Raw genomic sequence first — 20,542 nt, 5'->3', positions numbered from 1 at the left:
CCGTCTCGGAACGCCCGCGGCGCGCGGGGCGCAGGCGCCGGCGGGGCGAGCAGGCGATGGTGCCGCGCGCCGAGTTCCAGTCGTACTACGGCCGTCCCGTCATCAAGGCGCCGTCCTGGGCCGCGCCCGACATCGCCGGGTACTTCTTCCTCGGCGGGCTCGCGGGCGCCGGGTCGGTGCTCGCGGCGGGCGCGCATCTGACCGGCCGTACGACGACCGCCACGGCGCTGAAGGTGTCCTCGCTCGGCGCGGTCTCGCTGTCCGCGGCCGCGCTCATCCACGACCTGGGCCGGCCCGGCCGGTTCGCGAACATGCTGCGGGTGTTCAAGCCGACCTCGCCCATGAGCGTGGGGTCCTGGCTGCTGTCGGTCTACGGACCGGCGGCGGGCGCGGCGGCGGCGAGCGCCGTGACCGGCCGGCTGCCGCGTCTCGGGGGCGCGGCGACCGGGGCCGCGGCACTGCTGGGGCCCGCGGTCGCCACGTACACCGGGGTGCTGGCCGCCGACACCGCCGTACCGGCGTGGCACGGCGCCCACCGTGAGCTGCCGTACCTCTTCGGCGCCTCCGCGACGGCCGCCGCGGCCGGGATGGCCCTGGCGGTCGGTCCCACCGGCGAGAACGCGCCGGCGCGCTGCGCCGCGGGGCTGGCCGCGCTGGCCGACGCGGCGGTGGAGAAGGCGGTGGAGCGGCGGCTGGGGATGGTCGCGGAGACCTGGAAGGAAGGCCGGGCCGGAAACCTGCTACGGGCGGCCCGGGTACTGACGGCGGCAGGCGGGCTCGGCGCGGTGGCCTTCGGCGGCCGCCGCGTCCCGGCCCTGGCCTCGGGCCTCGCCCTCCTCACCGGCTCGGCCTGCACCCGCTTCGGCGTCTTCGCGGCGGGCGTGGCCTCGGCGAAGAACCCGAAGTACACGGTGGCGCCCCAACGGGAGAGGCTCGACGACCTCGACGACCTCGACGACGGAGAAGGGGCGGACGAAGAAGGGGTGTGAGCCCTCGGCCCACACCCCTCGGGGACCCGGGCTCAGCCGACCTTGCGGCCGTGCAGTGGCTCCGTGTCCGCTCCCGCTCCGTGCTGCAGGCCGTGCAGGAATTCCTCCAGGACCTCCGTCGCCGTGTGCTCGGGCTGCCAGTCCAGCTCCGTGTGGGCGCGGGTGCAGTCCATCAGGGGCAGCCGCAGGACCGCGTCGAAGAGGTGGGGCGAGGCGGGCAGCAGGTGCAGGCCCCAGGCGGCGGCGATCGCCTTGCGGGCCGCGCCGCGGGGGAGCCGCACCGGGCGCGTGCCCAGCATCTCGCCCAGCATCTCCGCGTCGACCGGCGGCTCCGCGGCCAGGTTGAAGGCGCCGCGTACCTCTCCCGCGAGCGCGAGGACGTACGCCCTCGCCGCGTCGTCGGTGTGCAGCGCCTGTACCCGCAGCCCCGGGATGTCGGGGAGGAACGGCAGCATCTCCGGACGCGCCAGCGGTCCCGGCAGGAACCGTCCGCCGAAGATCCGGCGCTGCTCGCTCGCCGACTCCCGCTTGAACAGGAACGCCGGCCGCATCCGCACCACCCGCACCTCGGGATGGTCCCGCTCGAAGCTGTCCAGGGCGCGCTCCAGATACGCCTTCTCCCGGCAGTACGCGGCGTCCGGCCAGCCGTGCGTCGGCCATGACTCGTCCACCGCGCGTCCCTTCGGCCCCGGCGAGTACGCCCCGACCGACGAGGCGTGCACCAGCGTCGGCACCCCCGCCCGCGCCACCGCCTCGAACACCCGGATGCCGCCGAGGACATTGGTCCGCCATGTCACCGCCGGATCGTGCGTGGGCTGGAAGGCCCAGGCCAGATGCACCACCGCGTCGGCGTCCGCGAAGACCTTGGTCAGATCCGTGCGCTCCGACGCCAGGTCGACCGGGGACCAGTCCGTCCGGGGCGGGGACCACTCGGGTATCCGCCGGGCCAGCCCCAGCACGGAGCCGACGTCCGATTCCTCGGCCAGGGCGCGCACCACGCTGGTACCGACGTTGCCGGTGGCGCCCGTGACCACGATCCTGCTGCCCGTCGTGCCGCTCACGATCGACTCCCTTCCAGGGGGAGGGTCCGAGTACCCGGCCGGTGCGGGGTTCATGACGTCGGAGGTAATCGACCCGCCCGGCGCCGCACGCGAGCATCAGGGACGTACCCACCGCACCGGCTCCCAGGGAGGACGTCCCATGCCGTACTTCGCCAGCCCCGCCGACGGTACGCGGCTCCACTACGTCGACCACGGACCGGCCGACGGACCCGTGGCCGTCTTCGTCAACAGCGCCTACCTGGGCTCGGAGATGTGGGAGTTCCAGATGCCCCGGCTCGCCGAGGAGGACTTGCGCCGAGTGGGCCTGGACCGCAGGGGGCACGGCCGCTCCGACGACGTGTGGGGCGGCTTCGACCTCGACACCCTCGCCGACGACCTGCACGGACTCCTGGTCCACCTGGATCTGCGGGAGGCGACCCTGATCGGTCACTCGATGGGCAGCGTCGAGATCACCCGCTGTCTCACCCGGCACGGCGCCGAGCGGGTGGCCCGGGTCGCCTTCGTCGCCGGGATCGCGCCGGGCCTGGTGCGCACCGCCGACAACCCGGACGGCGTGGCCCGGGACGCGGTGCCGGCGGCGAACGAGGTCTGCCGGCGTGACCGGGCGGCGTTCTTCCGGGACGGGGTCGACGCCTTCTTCGCCGTCGACCGCCCGGGCAACGACGTGTCCCTGGCGTACCGGGACCACGTCGTCGACCGCGCCCTGATCTCCACGCCCCGTTCCACGGCCGCGGTCCAGGCGCTGATCGCCGTCGTCGACGTCACCGCCGAACTCCCCGAGCTCGACCTGCCGGCCCTGGTGACCCACGGCACCCACGACACCTCGGCCCCCCTGGAGACGACGGCCCGCCGGGCCGCCCGCCTCCTGCCCGGGGCCACCCTCAAGGTCTACGAGCACGCCGGGCACGGCCTCTTCGCCACTCACGCCGAGCAACTCGGCGCGGATCTGGGGCAGTTCATGACGGACTGAGTCCGGCCCGCGGCGCCCGCATGCCGGGCGCCGCTCCTTCGGCTAGGCGGCGAAGGCGTTGACGCCCGTCAGCTGCGCCGACAGCTCCCACAGGCGGGCCGCCTGGTCCGGGTCGATGGCCCACTGCTTGACGCCGTTGGTGGTCGAGTCGTCCGGCGGGGCGATCTCGGCGACGTCGCAGTCCTCCAGGTAGACGCCGCCCAGGCCGTCCAGTTGGGGGGAGGTCGCCGCCCACACCTGGGTGGCCGCGCCCTGTTCCGGGGTCTTGAAGCCCTGGGGGTTGAGGATGTCGCCGTCCGCGTCGATCCAGCCGCGTTCGATCATCTCTTCCTTGGGGATGTGCCGTTGGAGGGGCGTGAGGATGCCGCCGGGGTGCAGGGAGAAGGCACGGACACCGGCGTCACGGGCCAGCCGGTCGAGGTGGACGGCGAAGAGGACGTTCGCGGTCTTGGCCTGGCCGTAGGCCTGCCACTTGTCGTAGCCGCTCGTCCACTGCACGTCGTCCCAGCGCATCCCGGAGAAGTGGTGGGCGCGGGAGGAGACGGAGACGACGCGGGCGCCGCCCGCTGCGATCGCCGGCCACAGCCGGTTGACGAGGGCGAAGTGACCGAGGTGGTTCGTGGCGAACTGCGCCTCCCAGCCCGGCCCCACCCGTGTCTCGGGGCATGCCATGATCCCGGCGCTGTTGATCACGATGTCGACGGTCCGTCCGGAGGCCAGGAACCGGTCGGCGAAGGACCGCACGCTCTCCAGGTCGCCGAGGTCCAGCTCGTCCACCTCCACGCCGGTCACCCCGGCCAGCGCCTCCTCGGCGGTGGCCCGGCGCCGCGCCGGGACGACGACATGGGCGCCCGCCCCGGTCAGCGCCCGGGTCGTCTCCAGGCCGAGCCCGGAGTAGCCGCCGGTGACCAGCGCGAGCCTCCCCGTGAGATCGACGCCCCGCAGGACGTCGTCGGCGGTGCTGGTCGCGCCGAAACCGGATCCGATCTTGTGCTGTGCAGTGGTCATGCCGTGAACGCTACGAATTGAAGTGCGCTCGAAGTCAAGCCGGAACCGGGGCCGGACGCGGAAGGGCCCCGACCGGACGGGGGAATCTCGGTCGGGGCCGTCGCAGGGTGGGCACGGATGGCGGTCGCCTCTCGGCGAAGGGCTCCACAGGGCTTCAGCCGAACGATCGTCCCTGTGGGCGAATGGTGAGGCCCGGGGACACTGTCCCATCCGCACCCACGACTTGTTCAACGGTGAACTACCGTGTGGTGTTCCGGCGTTGGGACCTTTTCCCGGTGATCTGCGTCACCGTCACCCGCGCACGGCGGCGGGAACGGTGTCCGCCCACAGGTTCTCCGCCTGCAGCAGCAGAGATCCGAGCACCGTCGTACGGTCCGCCCCGTACCCGGCCTGCTCCCGCAGCCCCTCCTGCAGCCGCCGGTGCAGCTCGCGCCGGGTCTCCTCGACCCGCTCGTCCACCTCCTCCTCGCCGGGCCCGTCGAGCAGCCGGCGCCCCTGCGCGTGGCAGGCCCGCGCGATCAGCTCCAGCAGGCGCGCGTAGGTGTGCAGCACCGGGGCGTCGGGCGGCGTGGGCGTCCGTCCGTCCTCGGCGGCGACCCCGAGGGTGCGGGTGAGTGCCGTCACGTGTCCGGTGATCCGGCTCCAGCGCTCGTCCTCGCTGTCGGGCGGTATGTCCGAGGGCAGCCGGCGCAGTCTGCGCAGCGGCCGGCTGGTCAGGCGCAGGCTCTCCCGGCTCCAGCGGCGGGCCGAGCGCACCGCCTCCAGCCGGTGTTCGAGCCGGGCGGCGCCGTGCTCCCAGCCGCCCACGGTCGCCGCGTCCCAGCGCTCGTGCCGCATGTCGTCGGCGACCGTGCGCAGCACGTCCGTCGCCTCCTCGGCGAGGGCCGCCAGGTTCTCGCGGACGTCCCGGAGATGGATCGGCGGCAGCACCAGCGCGTTGACGGCGATCCCGATGACCGCGCCGAGCGCCGCCTGCCCCACCCGGTGCCCGACCGTGGCCGCGCTGACGCTGCCGGCGGCGAGCGTGAACACCGCGGTGGTGGCGCCGTAGATGCCCTGGTCGCCGAAGCGGGACCAGTTCGAGAGCAGCATCAGCACCGGCAGGCACAGCGCCAGCGCGCCCAGGGTGTTCCCGGTGACCGCCTGGGCGAGTGAGGCGCACACCGTGCCGACGCAGATCGCCGCGAACTGCTGCGCCGCGCGCCGCAGGGAGCTGTACACGGTGGCCTGCACCAGGACCACCGCCACCCAGGGCGCCATCAGGGCCATCGGGTCGTCCATGCCGTCGCTCGCCACGAACCACGCCAGCACCGCCGCCCCCGCGGCCTTCAGCGACTGCACGACCAGGTCCCGCTCCCGGCCCGGCGAGCGCCAGGCCGCCAGCGTGTTCCGTCCGACGCCGGTCCACTTCCCGCCCTGTGCTGATCGTCGTACCGCTTCGGTCACTCGCGTCATCCGGTGCGGGTAACCGAAGATCGGCGGATCACAGCAGGCCGCGCCCAGTGACGTGGCGCACTCAGGGCCGCGCTCAGGATGCTGCCAAGGGCCCGCACCCGGCGCCGCACTCAGGCCAGCGGGCTGCCCTCGAGGTCGGCCAGAAGGTGCGCGGGGTCGTCGTACACCGCCTCGGCGCCCGCCTCCTCCAGGTCCGCCCGGGGGATTCCGCCGCACAGCACGCCGACGCAGCGCACGCCGGCCCGGGTGCCCGCGCGCATGTCCCACACGGTGTCGCCGACGAAGACCGCCCGTTCGGCGGGCACTCCGGCGAGCTCCAGGGCGTGTTCGACGGGCTCGGGGGCCGGCTTGCCCTCCTCGACGTCGTCGGCGCTGGCCGTGGCGTGGATCGCCTCGTCGGCGGAGATCGCGCGCCGCAGTGCGGACAGTTCCGGGCCGCTCGCGGAGGTGGCCAGCACCACCCGCCAGCCGTCGTGATGCAGCCGGCGCAGCAGCCGGCCGGCGTCCTCCAGCGCGGGCAGCCGGTCGAAGTACTGCGCGTACAGCGTCTTGTGCGCGGCGCTCAGCCCGCCGTCCCGGTCCTTGTCCCGCCGCTCGCCCAGCAGCCGGTCGATCAGATCCTCCGAGGGCAGGCCGACGGACCGGTGGATGGCGTGCATGGGCACCTGGTGGCCCGCCTGCCGGAACGCCTCCCACCAGGTCGCCACGTGCAGATGGTTGGTGTCCACGAGGGTTCCGTCGACGTCGAACACGGCCGCCCGTTCCATGCGCTCTCCCTTGCTCGCTCTCCGCCCGGGTACCACGTCACCGGCCCGCCACGCCCGCGGGCGTGCGCCGCTCGCGGGTCCAGGCGAGCAGGTCGTCGAGGGTCCAGCTGTTCACCACCCGCGCGGCTGGCACCCCGCACTCCTCGGCGCGGGCGCAGCCGAGGATCTGCCAGTCCAGCTGGCCGGGCGCGTGCGCGTCGGTGTCGATCGAGAAGAGCACGCCCGCCTCCACCGCGCGGCGCAGCAGCCGCCGGGGCGGATCGAGCCGCTCGGGCCTGCTGTTGATCTCCAGGGCGGTGCCCGTCTCGGCGCACGCGGCGAACACCTCGTCCGCGTCGAACTCCGACTCGGGCCGCCCCCGCCCGGTCACCAGCCTGCCCGTGCAGTGCCCGAGCACGTCGGAGTGCTCGTCGCGGACGGCGGCCACCATGCGCCGGGTCATCGAGCGGGCGTCCATGCGCAGCTTGGAGTGCACCGACACCACGACCACGTCCAGCCGTTCGAGGAGTCCGGGTTCCTGGTCCAGGGAGCCGTCCTCGAGGATGTCGCACTCGATGCCGGTCAGCAGCCGGAACGGCGCCCAGGTCTCGTTCAGCCGTGCCACCACGTCCAGTTGCTCCCTCAGCCGCTCGGGCGACAGCCCGCGCGCCACCGTCAGCCGCGGGGAGTGGTCGGTCAGGGCCGCCCACTCGTGCCCGAGCGCCGCGGCGGCCCGTCCCATCTCCTCGATCGGGCTGCCGCCGTCCGACCAGTCCGAGTGCAGATGGCAGTCCCCGCGCAGCCGCGCCCGCAGCTCCGCGCCCGCCCGGTCCATCTCCGCCGCCCCGGCCTCGTCCTCCAACTTGCGCAGATAGCCCGGCACCTGTCCGGCCAGCGCCTCCTGGACGACCTGGGCCGTCTTCGGGCCGACCCCCTTCAGCGACTCCAGCGACCCGGCGGCGGCCCGGTCGCGCACCTCGTCCGCGGGCAGCTTCGCCAGCACGCGGGAGGCCGTACGGAAGGCGCGGACACGGTAGGTCGGCGCCAGGGACCGCTCCAGCAGGAAGGCGATCCGGTCCAGTGCCTCGACGGGATCCATGGCTCCAGGGTTCCCCGGCCGCGCGGATCCCGCACGGTTTGTGCCCGCTCACCCGGGGTACTGCGATGCCCCACCCTCGGCGCGTTCAGGAGGAGGTCGGCGATGTCCTCATCAGCTTCCGGCAAGGTGGCCGTCATCACCGGCTCCGACTCCGGGATCGGCCGCGCGACGGCCGTCCGGCTGGCCGAGGCGGGCATGGACATCGGCATCACCTGGAACACCGACCGCGAGGGCGCCGAGGAGACCGCCGACGAGGTGCGCGCCCACGGGCGGCGGGCCGAGGTGGCCCACCTGGACCTGACCGGCCTGCCCGAGGCCGCCGACACGGTCGACGAGCTGTGCGAACGGCTCGGCCGCCTCGACGTCCTGGTCAACAACTCCGGTACGGGCACCATGACCCGGTTCCTCGATCTGGACCTCGGCACCGTGCGCGAGGTCCTCGACGTCGATCTGGTCGGCCCGTTCCTGTGCGGGCAGCGGGCGGCGCGGCGCATGATCCGGCAGGGCGACGGCGGCCGTATCGTCAACGTCACCTCCGTCCACGAGCACCAGCCGAGGGTCGGCGCGGCCCCGTACTGCGCCGCCAAGGGCGGCCTCGGACTGCTCACCCAGGTGATGGCCCTGGAACTCGCCGAGTACGGCATCACCGTCAACGCCGTCGCGCCGGGTGAGATCGCCACGCCGATGACCGGCCAGGAGGACGAGGACGTGCACACCGAGCCCCGTCCGGGCATTCCGCTCGGCCGGCCCGGTGACGCCCGCGAGGTGGCCGCCGTGATCGCCTTCCTCGCGAGCCCGGACGCCGGGTACGTCACCGGCGCGTCCTGGAGCGTGGACGGCGGCATGCTGCGGATGGGCCCGCAGGCGGGCTCGCATCTCGGCAGCGACGACTGGCGACGGCCCTGAGCGGGCTGAGGTGAGACTGCGCACCAGCCACTGCGACCGTCCCGGCTTCAGCCGCGTCCGCTGCGGCCGCGGCTTCCGCTACCGGGACGAGACCGGCGCGCCCCTGAAGGACCCCGCCCACCTCGAGCGCATCCGCGGCCTGGTCATCCCGCCGGCCTGGCGGGACGTGTGGATCTGCCCCTGGCCCAACGGCCATCTGCAGGCCGTCGGCACCGACGACGCCGGACGCCGCCAGTACCTCTACCACGAGCGCTTCCGCGCCCAGCAGGAGCAGGCCAAGCACGAACACGTCCGCGAGGTCGCCCGTACCCTGCCCGAACTGCGCGCCAAGGTGGCGGTCGACCTCGCCGGACGCGGACTGAGCCGGACCCGGGTCACCGCCTGCGCCGTGCGCCTGCTGGACCTGGGCTTCTTCCGCATCGGCAGCGACCGGCACACCAAGCAGAGCGAGACCTACGGCCTGACGACCATGCTGCGCGAGCACGTCACCTGCCGCCGCGGCGAGATCGAGTTCTGCTACCCGGCCAAGGGCGGCGTCGAGCTCGTCCGGGCCCTGGTCGACGAACAGGTCCACGCCGTCGTACGGGCCCTTGTCCGCCGTCGGCGCGGTGGGGAGCGGCTGCTCGTGTACCGGGAGCGGGGCGCCTGGCACGATCTGCACGGCGACGACCTGAACGAGGCGCTGCGGCGGCTGTCCGGGACCGAGATCACCGCCAAGGACTTCCGCACCTGGCATGCCACGGTCCTCGCCGCCGTCGCGCTGTCCGTCCCCACCGCGGAGACACGTGCCACCCCCGCGTCCCGCCGACGGCAGATCACGCGTGCGGTCCGCGAGGTCAGCCACTACCTGGGCAACACGCCCGCCGTGTGCCGGGCCTCCTACATCGACCCCAAGGTGTTCGAGCTGTTCGAGCAGGACGTCACGATCGCCGAGGTGCTCACCCGGCTGGGCGAGCACGGCGACTTCGGCCGTCCGGCCACGCAGGGCGCCGTCGAGCGGGCGGTGCTGGAGCTGCTGGAGAACGGGCGTTGACGGGTCGTCGTCCGGCTCGCGTTCTACGCTCTATGGCATGACCGAACAACGCGTTCCGCACATCCCCCATCCACGGGTTCTGGTGCTCGGGGTGTGCCCGGGCAGGCCGGGCGAGGCCCCCTTCCGGATCGTGGAGATCGACGGTCAGGTCATCGGCGAGGCCCGGGCCGTCACCGACGTACTGGAGGCCGCCGCCTCGTACGGCATCCCCATCCACGACCTCGACGACCCGGACCTGATCCGCTGGGTGGGAGGCGACAAGTACACCTGGACGAAGCACTGAGCCGACGCCTCAGCCGACCGTCCAGTCCTGGTCGGGGCCGCCGGTGCGGTCCCCACAGCATCGACGTGCCCGGCTAAAGGCTCTTCGTGCCCTTGGCGGGCCGGCGCGGGACCCGTTCCCGTGCGTGCACCCTGCCCATCCGCCGGCCCAGGACGACCCAGCCGATGAGCGCGCCGGTCGTGTTGAGGATGACGTCGTCGATGTCGAAGGCGCGTCCGTCGACCAGCGCTCCCTGGGCGAACTCCACGAGCAGCATGACCACTGCGGTCAGCAGCAGCACGCGCAGCAGCCCGCGCGCCCGTGGCGCGACGACCGGGATGAGAACCCCGAACGGGACGCCCAGCAGGATGTTGCCGCCGATCTGCTTCACGGCGTCGCGCAGCGCCGGCTGCTCGACATAGGCCCGGATCGAGCGGCCCGGATGCAGATTGGTGTGCACGAGCGAGGCCGAGGCGGGGGAGGGCTCCAGCGTCAGCTTGGCCAGCACCACGGCGAAGGCCACCATGAACCCGAAGGCGACCAGCATCGCCAGCAGCCGGATCGGCAGCGGCAGGACATGCCGCTCACGCGGCTCCGGAGGGGAGGCCCGCTCGGCCTTCGCCCTCCTCCAGACCTTGCCGCCCTTCACCGGTTCGCCGCTCTTCGCGGGCTTGGCGGACTTCGCGGGCTTCGCGGACCTCGCGGTCCTCTCCGCGCCGCCGTTCTTCGCGGGCCTCGCGGCCTTGTCGGGTTTGGCGATACCCAGGCGCCATGCGGAACGTGGGCGCGAGGCTGCACGGGCCATCCGGTCCTCCAGTCTCCAACTTCCCTGTGTCGTAAGGCGGTTACCCCCGCTGCCGCCGACGATGCCGCCGCGTCCCGGACCGGGGTGGTGCGCCCGCGCGGTTTTCCTTCCCGCTGTCGGGGCAACCGGGCGGTGAGCCGAGCGCGCCGCCACCCGCGGCGCCCACCGCGATGCTTGGATGCCGCGGAAGGACGGACCGGACCTCTCGCCGCGACGGCGGGCGAGCGGAGCCCGAGGAGGTGGCGCATGACCCCGCGGACAGCGCTCCTCGCGGCGGCCGAACTGCTGGGCTGGTGGGTCGCTCTCGCCCTGCTGTGGCTGGTCCTCATCAGCACCGTCGACCCCCTCGAACTCGCGGTCGGCGCCGGCTCGGCCCTCGTGGGCGCCCTCGCCGCGCGGGCCGCGCGACGGGCGGTGACCGGCTCGTGAACGGCTGGCTGCTCGCCGCGACCGTCGGTCTCGCCGGCGGCCTGGGCGCGGCCCTGTGGGGCGTCGCCACCGGCCCGCTGCGCCGCCGCGTCGTGGCGCAGAACCTGTCCACCGCCCTCGCCTGCCCGAGCCTGCTGCTCCTGTCCCAGGCCTACAACCGGCCGTCCTACGTCGACCTCGGTCTGGTCCTCGCCCTGCTCGGCCCGGTCGGCACCCTGGTCTTCGCGCGGCTGCTCGCCGACGAACTGGCCGAGGACCCGCCGCGCGCCTGGGGCCTGACCTGGACGGTCGCCGGCCTCGGCGCGGCCGCGGTCACCGCCCTGTGCGTGGCGACCGGACCCAGCCGCGCGATGGTCAAACTGCTGGTCATCGGCGCCCTGCTGATCAGCGGGAACGCCATCGCCTCGCGTGCCCTGTCCGGCGGCTTCCGGGGGGTCCGCGGTGGCTGACGCGGTGATCGTCGTCGCGCTGCTGCTGGTGGCGGCGTCCGCCACGGTGGCCGTGGCGACCCGCGACCCGATGCGCCAGGCCCTCGTCCTGTCCGTCCTCGGCGTCGTCCTCGCCGTGCTGTTCACCGTCCTGCAGGCACCGGACGTCGGCCTGTCCCAGCTCGCCGTGTGCTCCGCCCTCACCCCGCTGCTGCTGATGCTCGCCGTCCGCAAGGTCAGACGGCGCGGCCGGGAGAGGGAGGGCGAGCGGTGACCCGGCGCACCCGGCTGTGGGTCCTGCTGACCGGAGGCGCGGGCCTGGCCGCCCTGCTGGTCGCCGCCTGCCTGCGACTGCCGCACTTCGGCGGCGACCGGCACCCCTACGGCGACCGCGCGGTCCACGCCTCCCTGACCCGGCACACCGCCAACACCGTCTCCTCCGTCAACTTCGACCAGCGCGCCTTCGACACCCTCGGCGAGATGACCATCCTCTTCGCGGCCGTCCTGGGCTGCGTGGTCCTGCTGCGCCAGACCCGGGACGAGCGGCGGGCCCGCCCCGAACCCGCCGAGGTGGCCCGGCCGGTGCGCCGCTACGCCCTCCTCGTCCTGCCCGTCGCCCTGCTGAGCGGCCTCTACATCGTCGCCCACGGCCAGCTCAGCCCCGGCGGCGGCTTCCAGGGCGGGGTCGTCGCCGCGACCGCCCTGCACCTGCTCTACCTCGGCGCCGACTACGCCGCCCTGGAACGTGTCCGCCCGGTCGGCATGTACGAGGTCGGCGACGCTCTCGCCTCCTCCGCCTACGTCGTCACCGGCATCGCGGGCCTCATCGGCGGCACGGCCTTCCTGGCCAACACCCTGCTGCCGTACGGCACCTTCAACACCCTGTCCTCCGGCGGCACCGTGCCGCTGCTGAACGCGGCCATCGGCATGGAGGTCGCCTGCGCGGTCGTTGTCCTGCTCGCCCGCTTCCTGGACCAGGCCGTCGAGATCGAGGAGGAGAGCGGGAGATGAGATCCGTGATGGACGTGCTGCCGTACCTGGTGGCCGCGTGGGTCTTCCTGGCCGGCTGCTACGGCCTGGCCACCAGCCGCAACCTCATCCACGCCGTCGGCTGTCTGTCCGTCTGCCAGGCCGGCACCTATGTCCTGCTGCTGGCCGTCGGCTACCGGAACAAGGCCACCGCCCCGGTCTTCTCCGACATCAAGCCCGGCTCCCGCCCGGTCGTCGACCCGGTCGTCCAGGCTCTGACCCTCACCGACATCGTCGTCGGCGCCACCGTCACCGCCCTGCTCCTCGCGCTCGTCGTCCAGATCGCCAAACGCCACGGCACCGTCGACCCCGACGAACTCTCCGAGCTGCGCGGCTGATGAACGACCTGCTCCCCCTCCTGGTCGCCGTCCCGATCCTCGGGGCCGCGCTGCTCGTCGCCGTCGGCCGCCGGCTGCCCCGGGTCGCCGCCGAGTCCGCGGGCTGCGCGGTGTCGGCCGCGACGGCCGGACTCGCCCTCGTCCTGCTGCTCGGCTCCTCGCCGCCGATGACCGAATGGGTGGGCGGCTGGACGCCCGTCGACGGCCACAGCGTCGGCATCGTCCTGACCGGCGACGGACCCGGCCTCGGCATGGCCGCGCTCGCCTCGCTGCTGACCCTGGCGGCGCTGGTCTACTCCTGGCACTACTTCGACGAGCCGCCCCGCCGCCACGCGGGCTCCTTCCCGGCGCTGATGCTGCTGTTCCAGGGCGGCATGTGCGGGTTCGCGATCGCCGGCGACCTGTTCAACATGTTCGTCTGGTTCGAGCTGATGAGCGTCGTCGCCTACGCCCTGACCGGCACCCGGGTCGAGGAGGCCAAGGCCGTGCAGGGCGCCCTGAGCTTCGCGGTCGTCAACTCCCTCGGCGCGTACGCCATGCTGATGGGCATCGGGCTGCTGTACGCGCGCACCGGCGAGCTGGCCCTCACCCAGATCGGGCGCGGTCTCGACGCGCACGGCGCCCCGGACGCGCTCACCCTCGCCGGCTTCGTCCTCGTCCTGACCGGTCTGCTGGTCAAGGCCGCCGCCGTCCCCTTCCACTTCTGGCTCCCGGACGCGCACGCCGTCGCCCCCACCCCCGTGTGCATGCTGCTGTCCGGCGTCATGGTCGAACTCGGCGTCTACGGCGTCTGGCGCGTGTACGGCACCGTCTTCGCCGGCCCCGGCGGCGTCCCGCCCCACGACCTGCGGCGCGCCCTGGTGGTGCTCGGCGTGCTCACGGTGGTGATCGGCGCCGTGATGTGCTGGTACCAGCGGCACATCAAACGGCTGCTCGCCTACTCGACGGTCGCCCACACCGGGCTCTTCCTCATCGGCATCGGCGTGCTGACCCCCGAGGCCGACGACGGGGTCGCGTTGTACGTCCTCGGGCACGCGGGGGTGAAGGCCGCCCTGTTCGCCCTCACGGGCATCCTCCTCGACCGCTACGGCAGCGTCGACGAGCACGCCCTGCACGGACGCGCCCGGGAGTTGCGCGGGGTGGCCGTGATGTACGTCCTCGGGGGCCTCGGCCTCGCGGGGCTGCCGCCGTTCGGCACGGCGCTCGGCAAGTCCGTCGCCGAGGAGGCGGTGGGCGGCCCGCTGACCGTGCTGTACGTCGCGGGGAGCGCGGTGACCGCCGCGGCCGTGCTGCGCGTCGCCGCCGGGGTGTTCCTCGGCCTCGGACCCACCCCGCCGGACCAGGGCGAGGTCGAGACGACCGGCTCGGGCGAACAGCCGGAGACGGGACACCGCATCCGGCGGATCCCGGACACCATGACGGCGGTCCCGGCCGTGCTGCTGGCAGCGGCGCTCGCCGTGGGCGTGGGCCCCGGCTTCGGCGACCTCGTGGCGCGCTCGGTGAACGAGGCCGGGTCCGGCGGGGTGCTCGGCTCCGTGGAGTGGACGGGACCGGGCGTGCTGCTCGGCCTGCTGTCGACCGGGCTCGCCGTGGGCCTCGCCGCCCTCGCCGCCGTCCGCCCGAAACTGCTGACGTGCCCGGACTGGGCGCTGCCGCTGCGGCGGCTGCAGTCCGGGCACGTCGGCGACTACGTGGCATGGGTGCTGGTCGGGGCCGCGCTGCTCGGCGCGCTGGCGCTGCCGGGAGTGCTGGGCGCCTGATCAGCTCTGGTAGGAGACGTGCACCTCCTTGAAGCCGAGCGAGTGCAGCAGCCCCTGGAGCATGTCGACGGTGTTGGTCTCGGCACGCCTGGTCAGCCCGCTGTCCTTGGCGGCCGCGCCGATGTGCTTCACCGCGAGCTTCTGCACCGCCTGCTCGCTGTTGGGGTTGTCCGAGAAGAAGTCGCCGAGGCGGTCGAGCAGACCGCGCTGCTTGGAGACGGCGTAGGAGCGGTCGGGGTCGAGGGCCGGCTTGCCGAGCGCCGCGTGCGGCAGCCGGATGGTGGCGGACGTGCGGTCGCCGTTGACCGTCACGTCGTCCTTGCCGACCTTGCCCAGGTCGACATAGGCGTCGACGGTGCCCGCCCCGACGTACAGGGTGCGGGTGCCGCGGATCGCGTCGGGCAGGTACTTGGCGTCCTTCTCCAGGTCCACCACGACCTGGAAGTTGCCCGAGGCGGCGTCGTAACGGCTCATGTCCTGGATGGACTGCAGCAGTGCGGGACCGGAGCGGTCGTGCGTCTGCGTCCCGAACAGGTCCTTGAGACCCGGCAGCACGCTCAGCCGGATCCCGGCGAAGAACACCACGAGCACCAGCACGACGGCGCTCACGGCCTTCGCCCAGCCGGGCATGCGCCTGGACACGCGCCTGATGGGAGTCGTCATGGCCGCGGTCCTCCTTCCTGACTACTTCCACGGATGCCCGCCAAATCCCTTGGCAGACCGTGTCGTTGGCCGATCGATACCTTGGTGGAGGCAGTCGGGGCGCACTAGCGTGGGAGAACTGTCCGTACCGGCACCCCTGGAGTCCCGGATGAGTACAGACAGCACGTCCCGCTCCCGCTGCCCCATGCACCGCATCGACCTCCCCGAGGCCGGACCGCCCCGGCGCACCGCGCTGGCCACCGGCACCCCCGTCTGGCTCGTGACCCGCTACGCCGACGTCCGCCAGGTGCTCATGGACCACCGCTTCGACAGGCGTTCGCTGTACGCGGACGACGCACCGCCGCTGCTCGTCGTGCCGAACCTGCTGGGGGACCCCGACGGGATGGTCAACCTCGACGGCGAACCGCACCAGCGGCTGCGCGGCACCGTGCAGCGGGCGTTCACGCCCCGCGCGATCGCCCGCTGGCGGCCCTGGGTGGCCTCGGTCGTCGACACCCTCCTCGACGACTTCGCCGCCCGGGAGCGGCCGGCCGACATCGTCGAGGGGTTCACCCGCCCGCTGCCCGTCTCGGTGATCTGCCGGCTGATGGGCCTCGACCACCTCGACCGCGAGCGCATCCGCCACTGGACCGACCACGCCCTCTCCGGGGGCGCGCACACCCGGGAGGAGGTCGTGGCCGCCATGTCCGAGTTCGCGGAGTTCGGCGCCCAACTGGTCGCCGAACGGCGCAAGGACCCCGACGACGACCTGGTCAGCGGTCTGGTGGCGGCGGGCGACGGCCTCGGCATCGACGAACGGCAGCTCGTGCGGCTGGTGTGCGGTCTGGTGGTGGCCGGGCACGAGACGACCATGACGGCGCTCGGCAACCTCGTCGTCTACCTCCTCACCGACCGGCGGGACGTCTACGCCGGTCTCGCCGACGGCGAGGAGACGGCCGCCACCGCCGCCGAGCAGCTGCTGCGCGCCGTCCCGCTCAGCGAGGGCCGCGTCCTGCCCGGACTGCTGCGGCGAGCCGTCGAGGACACCGAGGTCGGGGGAGTCACCATCCCGGCGGGCGGCGTGGTCGCCGTACAGACCAACTCCGCCAGCCGCGACACCGCCGTCTTCCCGCCCGGCCCGCCGGACCCCTTCACCCCGCTGCCAGCGCCCACCGTCGTCTTCGGCGCCGGCCCCCACCACTGCCTCGGCGCCTGGCTCGCCCGCCTGGAACTCGGCCTCGCCCTGCACCGCCTCGCCTCCCGCTTCCCCGGCCTGCGCGCCGAGTTCACCCCGGACACGATCGACTGGCACGAGGGCCGGATGACCCGGAGCCCACGCACCCTGCCGGTGTCGTGGTGACTTGGGGTCAGGCCCCACAGGGCGGAGGCCTGCGGCAGGCATGGGCCTCCGCCGCGGAGCGTGACCAGCCACGACGGCGCAGCGGACGACCCACGGCACAGCGCGGCACCTCCAGCGGAGCGCTCAGTGCGGCCGCAGCTCCCTGTCACCCGACGGGCGGGACCACCACACCCCCTCGCCGTGGGTGAGGCCGGGCAGCCGCAGCTCGATCTCGCGCACCCGGCGGGCCGGCAGCTCGCCGGTGATCAGCCAGGAGGACGGGCCGGCCGTGGTTCCGGTGAACTCCGCACCCCGTGAGGCGAGTTCGGCGGTCACCGGGGCCAGGGCGTCGAGCGGGACCTCCGTCTCGAAGGCGTGGTACGGCTCGTACAGCCGGGTCCGCGCCTGCTCCAGCGCCTGGCGCAGCACGACCGGGGTGAGACCCCGGAAGTCGGCCGCCGTGCTGATGGGCGAGCAGTAACCCGAGCGGATCAGCGTCACCCGGTAGTCGGTGACCGGCGCGCCCGACAGCCCGGTCAGCATGCCGGCGTGCACGGTGTCCTCGATGGCCTGGTGGAAGGCGCGGGGGAGTGCGCCCAGTTCCGTCTCGTACGTGAACACTCCGCCGGAGTCGCGCGGTCCCGGCTCCACCCGCAGCCCGATCGTCGCCCAGTACCGGGTGCCCAGGTGCCACGGCAGCTCCGCGACGGCCTCGCCCACGCCCCGCGGCCGCTCCAGGAACCGCACCCGGCCCGGCTCGAAGTCCGCCTCGACACCGAAGTCCTGGGCCAGCGTCGCCGCGATCACCTCCATCTGGACCTCGCCGTACAGCAGCAGCGCGGTGGCCCCGGCAGGCGCCGGGCGTGCGTGGATCAGCGGGTCCTGGTCGGCGAGGGCGAGCAGGGCCGCGCGCAGTCGCGCCGCCTGCTCCGGGCGCCGGGCACGGACCACGGTCTCCAGGGTCGGGGGCGCGAACTGCGGTGCTCGGTCGCTGAGTTCACCGAGCCGGTCCCCCACCCGCACACCCGCCAGTCCGCCGATCGCCGCGATGTTCCCGGCGTTCAGGGGCCCCTCCCGGCCGACGACGTCCAGGCGGTGGGCCCGACCGGTGACCTCGGTGGTCCGGCCGTCGGCCTCGCGCCGCAGGAACGTCAGCCGCTGACGCCGCGCCACCTCGCCGTCGTACAACCGCAGGTAGGCCGTCCGCTCGCCGCCCGGTCCGGGCCGTACGGCGAACACGGTGCCGCGTGGTCCGGCGGCACCGGACGCCGGGGCCGGCGGGATCAGACGGATCACGGTGTCCACGAGACCGGAGACGCCCTGGCCGCCGAGTGCCGAGCCGAACAGGACGGGATGGAAGGAGCCGTCGGCCGTGTGCGCCGCGAGGGCCTTGGAGAGGTCGTCGGCGGTCGGCTCGGGGCCGTCGACGAGCGCCGCGAGGATGCCCGGGTCGACCTCGGCGAGTCCCTCGGCCAGCTGCTGATCCCCGGCCGGGCGGCGTGTCACGCGCGCGTCGGGGGTGCCGATGCCCGTCACGTCCGTGAGCGGGGCGACGTACGGCGTCAGCTTGCGGCGGATGTCGGTGAGCAGGCCCTCGGCCCGGGCGCCCGCCCGGTCGATCTTGTTGACGAAGACCAGGGTGGGCAGCCGCAGCCGCCGCAGCGTCTTCATCAGCACCCGCGTCTGCGCCTGTACGCCCTCCACGGCGGACAGCAGCAGCACCGCGCCGTCGAGGACCTCCAGGGCACGCTCGACCTCGGCGATGAAGTCGGAGTGACCGGGTGTGTCGATCAGGTTGACCTGGGTGTCGCCGACGGTGAACGCGGCGACGGCGGAGCGGATGGTGATGCCGCGCTGCCGCTCGATCTCCCTGTCGTCCGTACGGGTGTCACCGGCGTCGACGCTGCCGAGCCGCTCGATCGCTCCGTGGTCGAACAGCAGCCGCTCGGTGAGGCTGGTCTTACCGGCGTCGACGTGGGCCAGAATTCCGATGTTCAGGGTGTGCATGCGGGGTCGAGTCCTCGAGAACCGTGGGCCAGTGGGGGCGCTGGTTGATTCCGAGGAGTCGGCGCATGCGAGCAGTCCTGACGTGAGGGGAACAGGGACGGCGCCATCATGGCGCGCGGCCGGGGGCCGTCCGCAACCGAATATCCGGCCCGAAACAGGGCCCGTAGCATGAAGCCGTCCCCCCGTCATGATCATGCGAGGAGCGGATCGTGCGAGACATCTCCGTGTTCAGCGGCAGCGCCCACCCCGAGCTGGCCGCCGAGGTCTGCGCGCATCTGGGCGTGCCGCTCAGCCCCACCCGGGTCAGCCGCTTCGCCAACGACTGCCTCGAGGTGCAGCTGCAGGCCAACTGCCGTGAACGCGACGTCTTCCTGATCCAGCCGCTGGTCAGGCCGGTCCAGGAGAACCTGGTCGAGCTGCTTTTGATGTGCGACGCCGCGCGCGGGGCCTCGGCGGCCCGGATCAGCGTCGTCATGCCGCACTACTCCTACGCCCGCTCCGACAAGAAGGACGCGCCGCGCATCTCCCTCGGCGGCCGGCTCGTCGCCGACCTGATGGTGGCGGCGGGCGCGAGCCGGGTCCTGACGATGACCCTGCACTCGCCGCAGGTGCACGGCTTCTTCTCCGTTCCGGTCGACCATCTGCACGCCCGGCGCGAACTCGCCGCGTACTTCCGGCGCTACGACCTCACCCGCACCACCGTCGTCTCGCCCGACCTCGGCAACGCCAAGGAGGCCGCGGCCTTCGCCCGGATGATCGGCGCCCAGGTCGCCGCCGGCGCCAAGCAGCGGTACGCGGACGACCGGGTCTCGATCAGCTCGGTGATCGGCGAGGTCGCCGACCGGGACGTGATCATCCTGGACGACGAGATCGCCAAGGGCAGCACCGTCCTCGAACTCCTGGAGCGGCTGCGCGAGTCGGGGCCGCGTTCGATCCGCGTCGCGTGCACCCACGGACTGTTCGCGGCCGGTGCGCTGAAGCGGATCGGGGAGCAGCCGGACGTCCTGGAGATCGTGTGCACCAACACCGTGCCGGTCCCGGAGGAGGAGCGCACCGGGAAACTCCGGATCCTGACCGTCGCCCCCGCGCTCGCCGAGGCCGTGCGGCGCATTCACAACGGCGAGTCCGTCAGCGCCCTGTTCGACGCGCCGCGGAACGAATAGATGCCTGCTCCCGAGTGGAAAGCCTCATAACGTCCCGGACGTGGCCTCTGGCTGGCCCAGGGCCGCGTCCAGGGTCGGATGGGCGGGCAGCAGCCGGGACAGGCCGGTGACGCGCATGATCCGTAAGGTGAGCGGGTGGGTGCACACGAGCCGCAGCTCGCCGTCGTGGTCCAGGCAGCGGCCGCGGGCCCGGTAGAGCAGGCGCAGCCCGGAGCAGTCGAAGAACTCGGTCCGGCGGAGGTCGATCACCAGCCGGGCAGCGGGCTGCGCCGTCACCTCGTCCAGGTACGGGGCGATCTCCGTCGCGGCGGCGATGTCGATCTCACCCCGGAACTCCAGCACCGTGTGGCCCCGGTGCCGGTGGACACGCAGATGCCGGGTGAGCGGCGCAGGCTCCTGCTGCACGACGACCTCGCCTCCAACCTGCTCCTGTCGTGCCCCCGGGTACCGAGCGGGCGCACATCCCTTCCCCGCCCTGCAAGTTACCCTCGAACGAGTGAATTTGAGCATGTTCGATTGACATATGTCTTCGAATTGCGAGGAAGGATTGCGCCGGCGTGCGCTAGGACAGGGCGTGCCACGCCTTGGACAGCGCCTGGCGGAACTGCTCGGTCTGGTGCGAGGTGAGCTCCCGGACCATTCGCTCCTCCAACTCCCGTACGGGAGCCGCGTGTTGGGCGAGCAGCTCGCGCCCGGCGTCGGTCAGCAGGATCAGCAGTTCACGGCGGTTGTGGGGGTTGCGCTCCCGGCGCACGAGGCCGCGGTTCTCCAGGGACCGCACGAGGTCCGCGATGGACTGCGCGGTGACGAACGAGTCCCGGGCGAGCTGCGCGGCGGACAGCCCGTCGTGCCGCTCCAGGACGGTCAGGGCGGTGTACTGCAGCGCGGTGATCCCGGACGGCTTGACCAGCTCGTCCAGATGGGAGCGCACCACGAGTTCCACCTGCTTGACCATGTAGAGCAGGGACGGAGAAGTCTTCGCAGCCTGGGTGTCGAGCATGAATCCAGCCTAGAGCATTGACAGGAAACCTGTCTGTAATGAAACTGCGAACCAACAGGAATCCTGTTGGTTG

23 protein-coding genes are annotated in these 20,542 nt (G+C 73.1%); 13 read left to right on the top strand and 10 right to left on the bottom strand.

Features of this window, described 5'->3' with window-relative positions; translation table 11 throughout:
- Positions 1 to 56: 56 nt before the first annotated feature.
- A complete protein-coding gene (nrfD, locus tag MKW14_RS05965) occupies positions 57 to 989 on the top strand; it encodes an NrfD/PsrC family molybdoenzyme membrane anchor subunit (protein ID WP_308314584.1) in 933 nt (310 codons plus the stop codon).
- 32 nt (positions 990 to 1,021) lie between these two features.
- Here nrfD and MKW14_RS05960 read toward each other — a convergent pair whose 3' ends face one another.
- Positions 1,022 to 2,050, bottom strand: a complete 1,029-nt coding sequence (locus MKW14_RS05960; RefSeq protein WP_240859451.1) for an SDR family oxidoreductase — start codon at positions 2,048 to 2,050, stop codon at positions 1,022 to 1,024.
- Between the two features lie 139 nt (positions 2,051 to 2,189).
- On the opposite strand from MKW14_RS05960, the gene MKW14_RS05955 reads away from it, so the two are divergent.
- The gene (locus tag MKW14_RS05955; protein ID WP_240859449.1) at positions 2,190 to 3,020 is read left to right on the top strand and encodes an alpha/beta fold hydrolase; all 831 of its coding nucleotides are present in this window, start codon (positions 2,190 to 2,192) and stop codon (positions 3,018 to 3,020) included.
- 42 nt (positions 3,021 to 3,062) lie between these two features.
- Here the strand turns inward: MKW14_RS05955 and MKW14_RS05950 are convergent, their stop codons facing one another.
- The 4 genes from MKW14_RS05950 to MKW14_RS05935 all read right to left on the bottom strand — a co-directional run bounded on the left by MKW14_RS05950 (position 3,063) and on the right by MKW14_RS05935 (position 7,328).
- Positions 3,063 to 4,028: an SDR family NAD(P)-dependent oxidoreductase gene (locus MKW14_RS05950; protein WP_240859448.1), complete on the bottom strand. Its 966-nt coding sequence runs from the start codon at positions 4,026 to 4,028 to the stop codon at positions 3,063 to 3,065.
- A 291-nt stretch (positions 4,029 to 4,319) separates the two neighbouring features.
- Positions 4,320 to 5,483: an FUSC family protein gene (locus MKW14_RS05945; protein ID WP_240859447.1), complete on the bottom strand. Its 1,164-nt coding sequence runs from the start codon at positions 5,481 to 5,483 to the stop codon at positions 4,320 to 4,322.
- 110 nt (positions 5,484 to 5,593) lie between these two features.
- The gene (locus MKW14_RS05940; RefSeq protein ID WP_240859446.1) at positions 5,594 to 6,250 is read right to left on the bottom strand and encodes an HAD family hydrolase; all 657 of its coding nucleotides are present in this window, start codon (positions 6,248 to 6,250) and stop codon (positions 5,594 to 5,596) included.
- Positions 6,251 to 6,287: 37 nt separating this feature from the next.
- Positions 6,288 to 7,328 carry a PHP domain-containing protein gene (locus MKW14_RS05935; RefSeq protein ID WP_240859445.1) on the bottom strand — a complete coding sequence of 347 codons (1,041 nt, stop codon included), beginning with the start codon at positions 7,326 to 7,328 and terminating at the stop codon, positions 6,288 to 6,290.
- A gap of 102 nt (positions 7,329 to 7,430) precedes the next feature.
- Here MKW14_RS05935 and MKW14_RS05930 point away from each other — a divergent pair, with 102 nt between their 5' ends.
- Genes MKW14_RS05930 through MKW14_RS05920 form a run of 3 tightly spaced genes read left to right on the top strand, consistent with a single transcriptional unit; the run spans position 7,431 to position 9,550 of the window.
- The gene (locus tag MKW14_RS05930; protein ID WP_240859444.1) at positions 7,431 to 8,234 is read left to right on the top strand and encodes an SDR family oxidoreductase; all 804 of its coding nucleotides are present in this window, start codon (positions 7,431 to 7,433) and stop codon (positions 8,232 to 8,234) included.
- 10 nt (positions 8,235 to 8,244) lie between these two features.
- Positions 8,245 to 9,267 carry a DNA topoisomerase IB gene (locus MKW14_RS05925; RefSeq protein WP_240859443.1) on the top strand — a complete coding sequence of 341 codons (1,023 nt, stop codon included), beginning with the start codon at positions 8,245 to 8,247 and terminating at the stop codon, positions 9,265 to 9,267.
- Between the two features lie 37 nt (positions 9,268 to 9,304).
- Positions 9,305 to 9,550: a hypothetical protein gene (locus tag MKW14_RS05920; protein WP_240859441.1), complete on the top strand. Its 246-nt coding sequence runs from the start codon at positions 9,305 to 9,307 to the stop codon at positions 9,548 to 9,550.
- A gap of 73 nt (positions 9,551 to 9,623) precedes the next feature.
- On the opposite strand, the gene MKW14_RS05915 is transcribed toward MKW14_RS05920, so the two are convergent.
- Entirely contained in the window at positions 9,624 to 10,334 is a 711-nt protein-coding gene (locus MKW14_RS05915) for a VanZ family protein (RefSeq protein ID WP_240859440.1), read from the bottom strand.
- 246 nt (positions 10,335 to 10,580) lie between these two features.
- On the opposite strand from MKW14_RS05915, the gene MKW14_RS05910 reads away from it, so the two are divergent.
- Genes MKW14_RS05910 through MKW14_RS05885 form a run of 6 tightly spaced genes read left to right on the top strand, consistent with a single transcriptional unit; the run spans position 10,581 to position 14,318 of the window.
- On the top strand, positions 10,581 to 10,763 hold the full coding sequence (locus MKW14_RS05910) for a hypothetical protein (protein WP_240859439.1): 183 nt from the start codon (positions 10,581 to 10,583) through the stop codon (positions 10,761 to 10,763).
- The gene (locus tag MKW14_RS05905) at positions 10,760 to 11,212 is read left to right on the top strand and encodes an MrpF/PhaF family protein (protein WP_240859438.1); all 453 of its coding nucleotides are present in this window, start codon (positions 10,760 to 10,762) and stop codon (positions 11,210 to 11,212) included. The genes MKW14_RS05910 and MKW14_RS05905 overlap by 4 nt, the downstream gene beginning before the upstream one ends.
- On the top strand, positions 11,205 to 11,465 hold the full coding sequence (locus MKW14_RS05900) for a hydrogenase subunit MbhD domain-containing protein (RefSeq protein ID WP_240859437.1): 261 nt from the start codon (positions 11,205 to 11,207) through the stop codon (positions 11,463 to 11,465). The genes MKW14_RS05905 and MKW14_RS05900 overlap by 8 nt, the downstream gene beginning before the upstream one ends.
- Positions 11,462 to 12,202, top strand: coding sequence for an MnhB domain-containing protein (locus tag MKW14_RS05895; RefSeq protein WP_240859436.1), 741 nt, complete (start codon positions 11,462 to 11,464; stop codon positions 12,200 to 12,202). The genes MKW14_RS05900 and MKW14_RS05895 overlap by 4 nt, the downstream gene beginning before the upstream one ends.
- Positions 12,203 to 12,210: 8 nt before the next feature.
- The gene (locus tag MKW14_RS05890) at positions 12,211 to 12,558 is read left to right on the top strand and encodes a sodium:proton antiporter (RefSeq protein WP_240859665.1); all 348 of its coding nucleotides are present in this window, start codon (positions 12,211 to 12,213) and stop codon (positions 12,556 to 12,558) included.
- Complete coding sequence (locus tag MKW14_RS05885; protein ID WP_240859431.1) at positions 12,558 to 14,318, top strand: complex I subunit 5 family protein; 1,761 nt, start codon at positions 12,558 to 12,560, stop codon at positions 14,316 to 14,318. The genes MKW14_RS05890 and MKW14_RS05885 overlap by 1 nt, the downstream gene beginning before the upstream one ends.
- Here MKW14_RS05885 and MKW14_RS05880 read toward each other — a convergent pair whose 3' ends face one another.
- Complete coding sequence (locus tag MKW14_RS05880) at positions 14,319 to 14,981, bottom strand: DUF4230 domain-containing protein (protein ID WP_240859430.1); 663 nt, start codon at positions 14,979 to 14,981, stop codon at positions 14,319 to 14,321.
- A gap of 148 nt (positions 14,982 to 15,129) precedes the next feature.
- On the opposite strand from MKW14_RS05880, the gene MKW14_RS05875 reads away from it, so the two are divergent.
- A complete protein-coding gene (locus MKW14_RS05875; protein WP_240859429.1) occupies positions 15,130 to 16,320 on the top strand; it encodes a cytochrome P450 in 1,191 nt (396 codons plus the stop codon).
- Between the two features lie 123 nt (positions 16,321 to 16,443).
- Here MKW14_RS05875 and otr(A) read toward each other — a convergent pair whose 3' ends face one another.
- Positions 16,444 to 18,306 carry a tetracycline resistance ribosomal protection protein Otr(A) gene (otr(A), locus tag MKW14_RS05870; RefSeq protein WP_240859428.1) on the bottom strand — a complete coding sequence of 621 codons (1,863 nt, stop codon included), beginning with the start codon at positions 18,304 to 18,306 and terminating at the stop codon, positions 16,444 to 16,446.
- 209 nt (positions 18,307 to 18,515) lie between these two features.
- Between otr(A) and MKW14_RS05865 the strand changes: the two genes are divergently transcribed.
- On the top strand, positions 18,516 to 19,469 hold the full coding sequence (locus tag MKW14_RS05865; protein WP_240859427.1) for a ribose-phosphate diphosphokinase: 954 nt from the start codon (positions 18,516 to 18,518) through the stop codon (positions 19,467 to 19,469).
- A 24-nt stretch (positions 19,470 to 19,493) separates the two neighbouring features.
- Here the strand turns inward: MKW14_RS05865 and MKW14_RS05860 are convergent, their stop codons facing one another.
- Both MKW14_RS05860 and MKW14_RS05855 read right to left on the bottom strand, forming a co-directional pair.
- Positions 19,494 to 19,874, bottom strand: a complete 381-nt coding sequence (locus MKW14_RS05860) for an anti-sigma factor antagonist (RefSeq protein WP_240859426.1) — start codon at positions 19,872 to 19,874, stop codon at positions 19,494 to 19,496.
- 157 nt (positions 19,875 to 20,031) lie between these two features.
- Entirely contained in the window at positions 20,032 to 20,469 is a 438-nt protein-coding gene (locus MKW14_RS05855; protein ID WP_240859424.1) for a MarR family winged helix-turn-helix transcriptional regulator, read from the bottom strand.
- Positions 20,470 to 20,542 lie beyond the last annotated feature (73 nt).

Origin of the sequence: Streptomyces gilvus (genome assembly GCF_022513565.1) — a bacterium.
GTDB lineage: Bacteria > Actinomycetota > Actinomycetes > Streptomycetales > Streptomycetaceae > Streptomyces > Streptomyces gilvus.
Note: the sequence above shows the minus strand (reverse complement) of the source record. Positions and strands in the feature narration are given on the sequence as shown.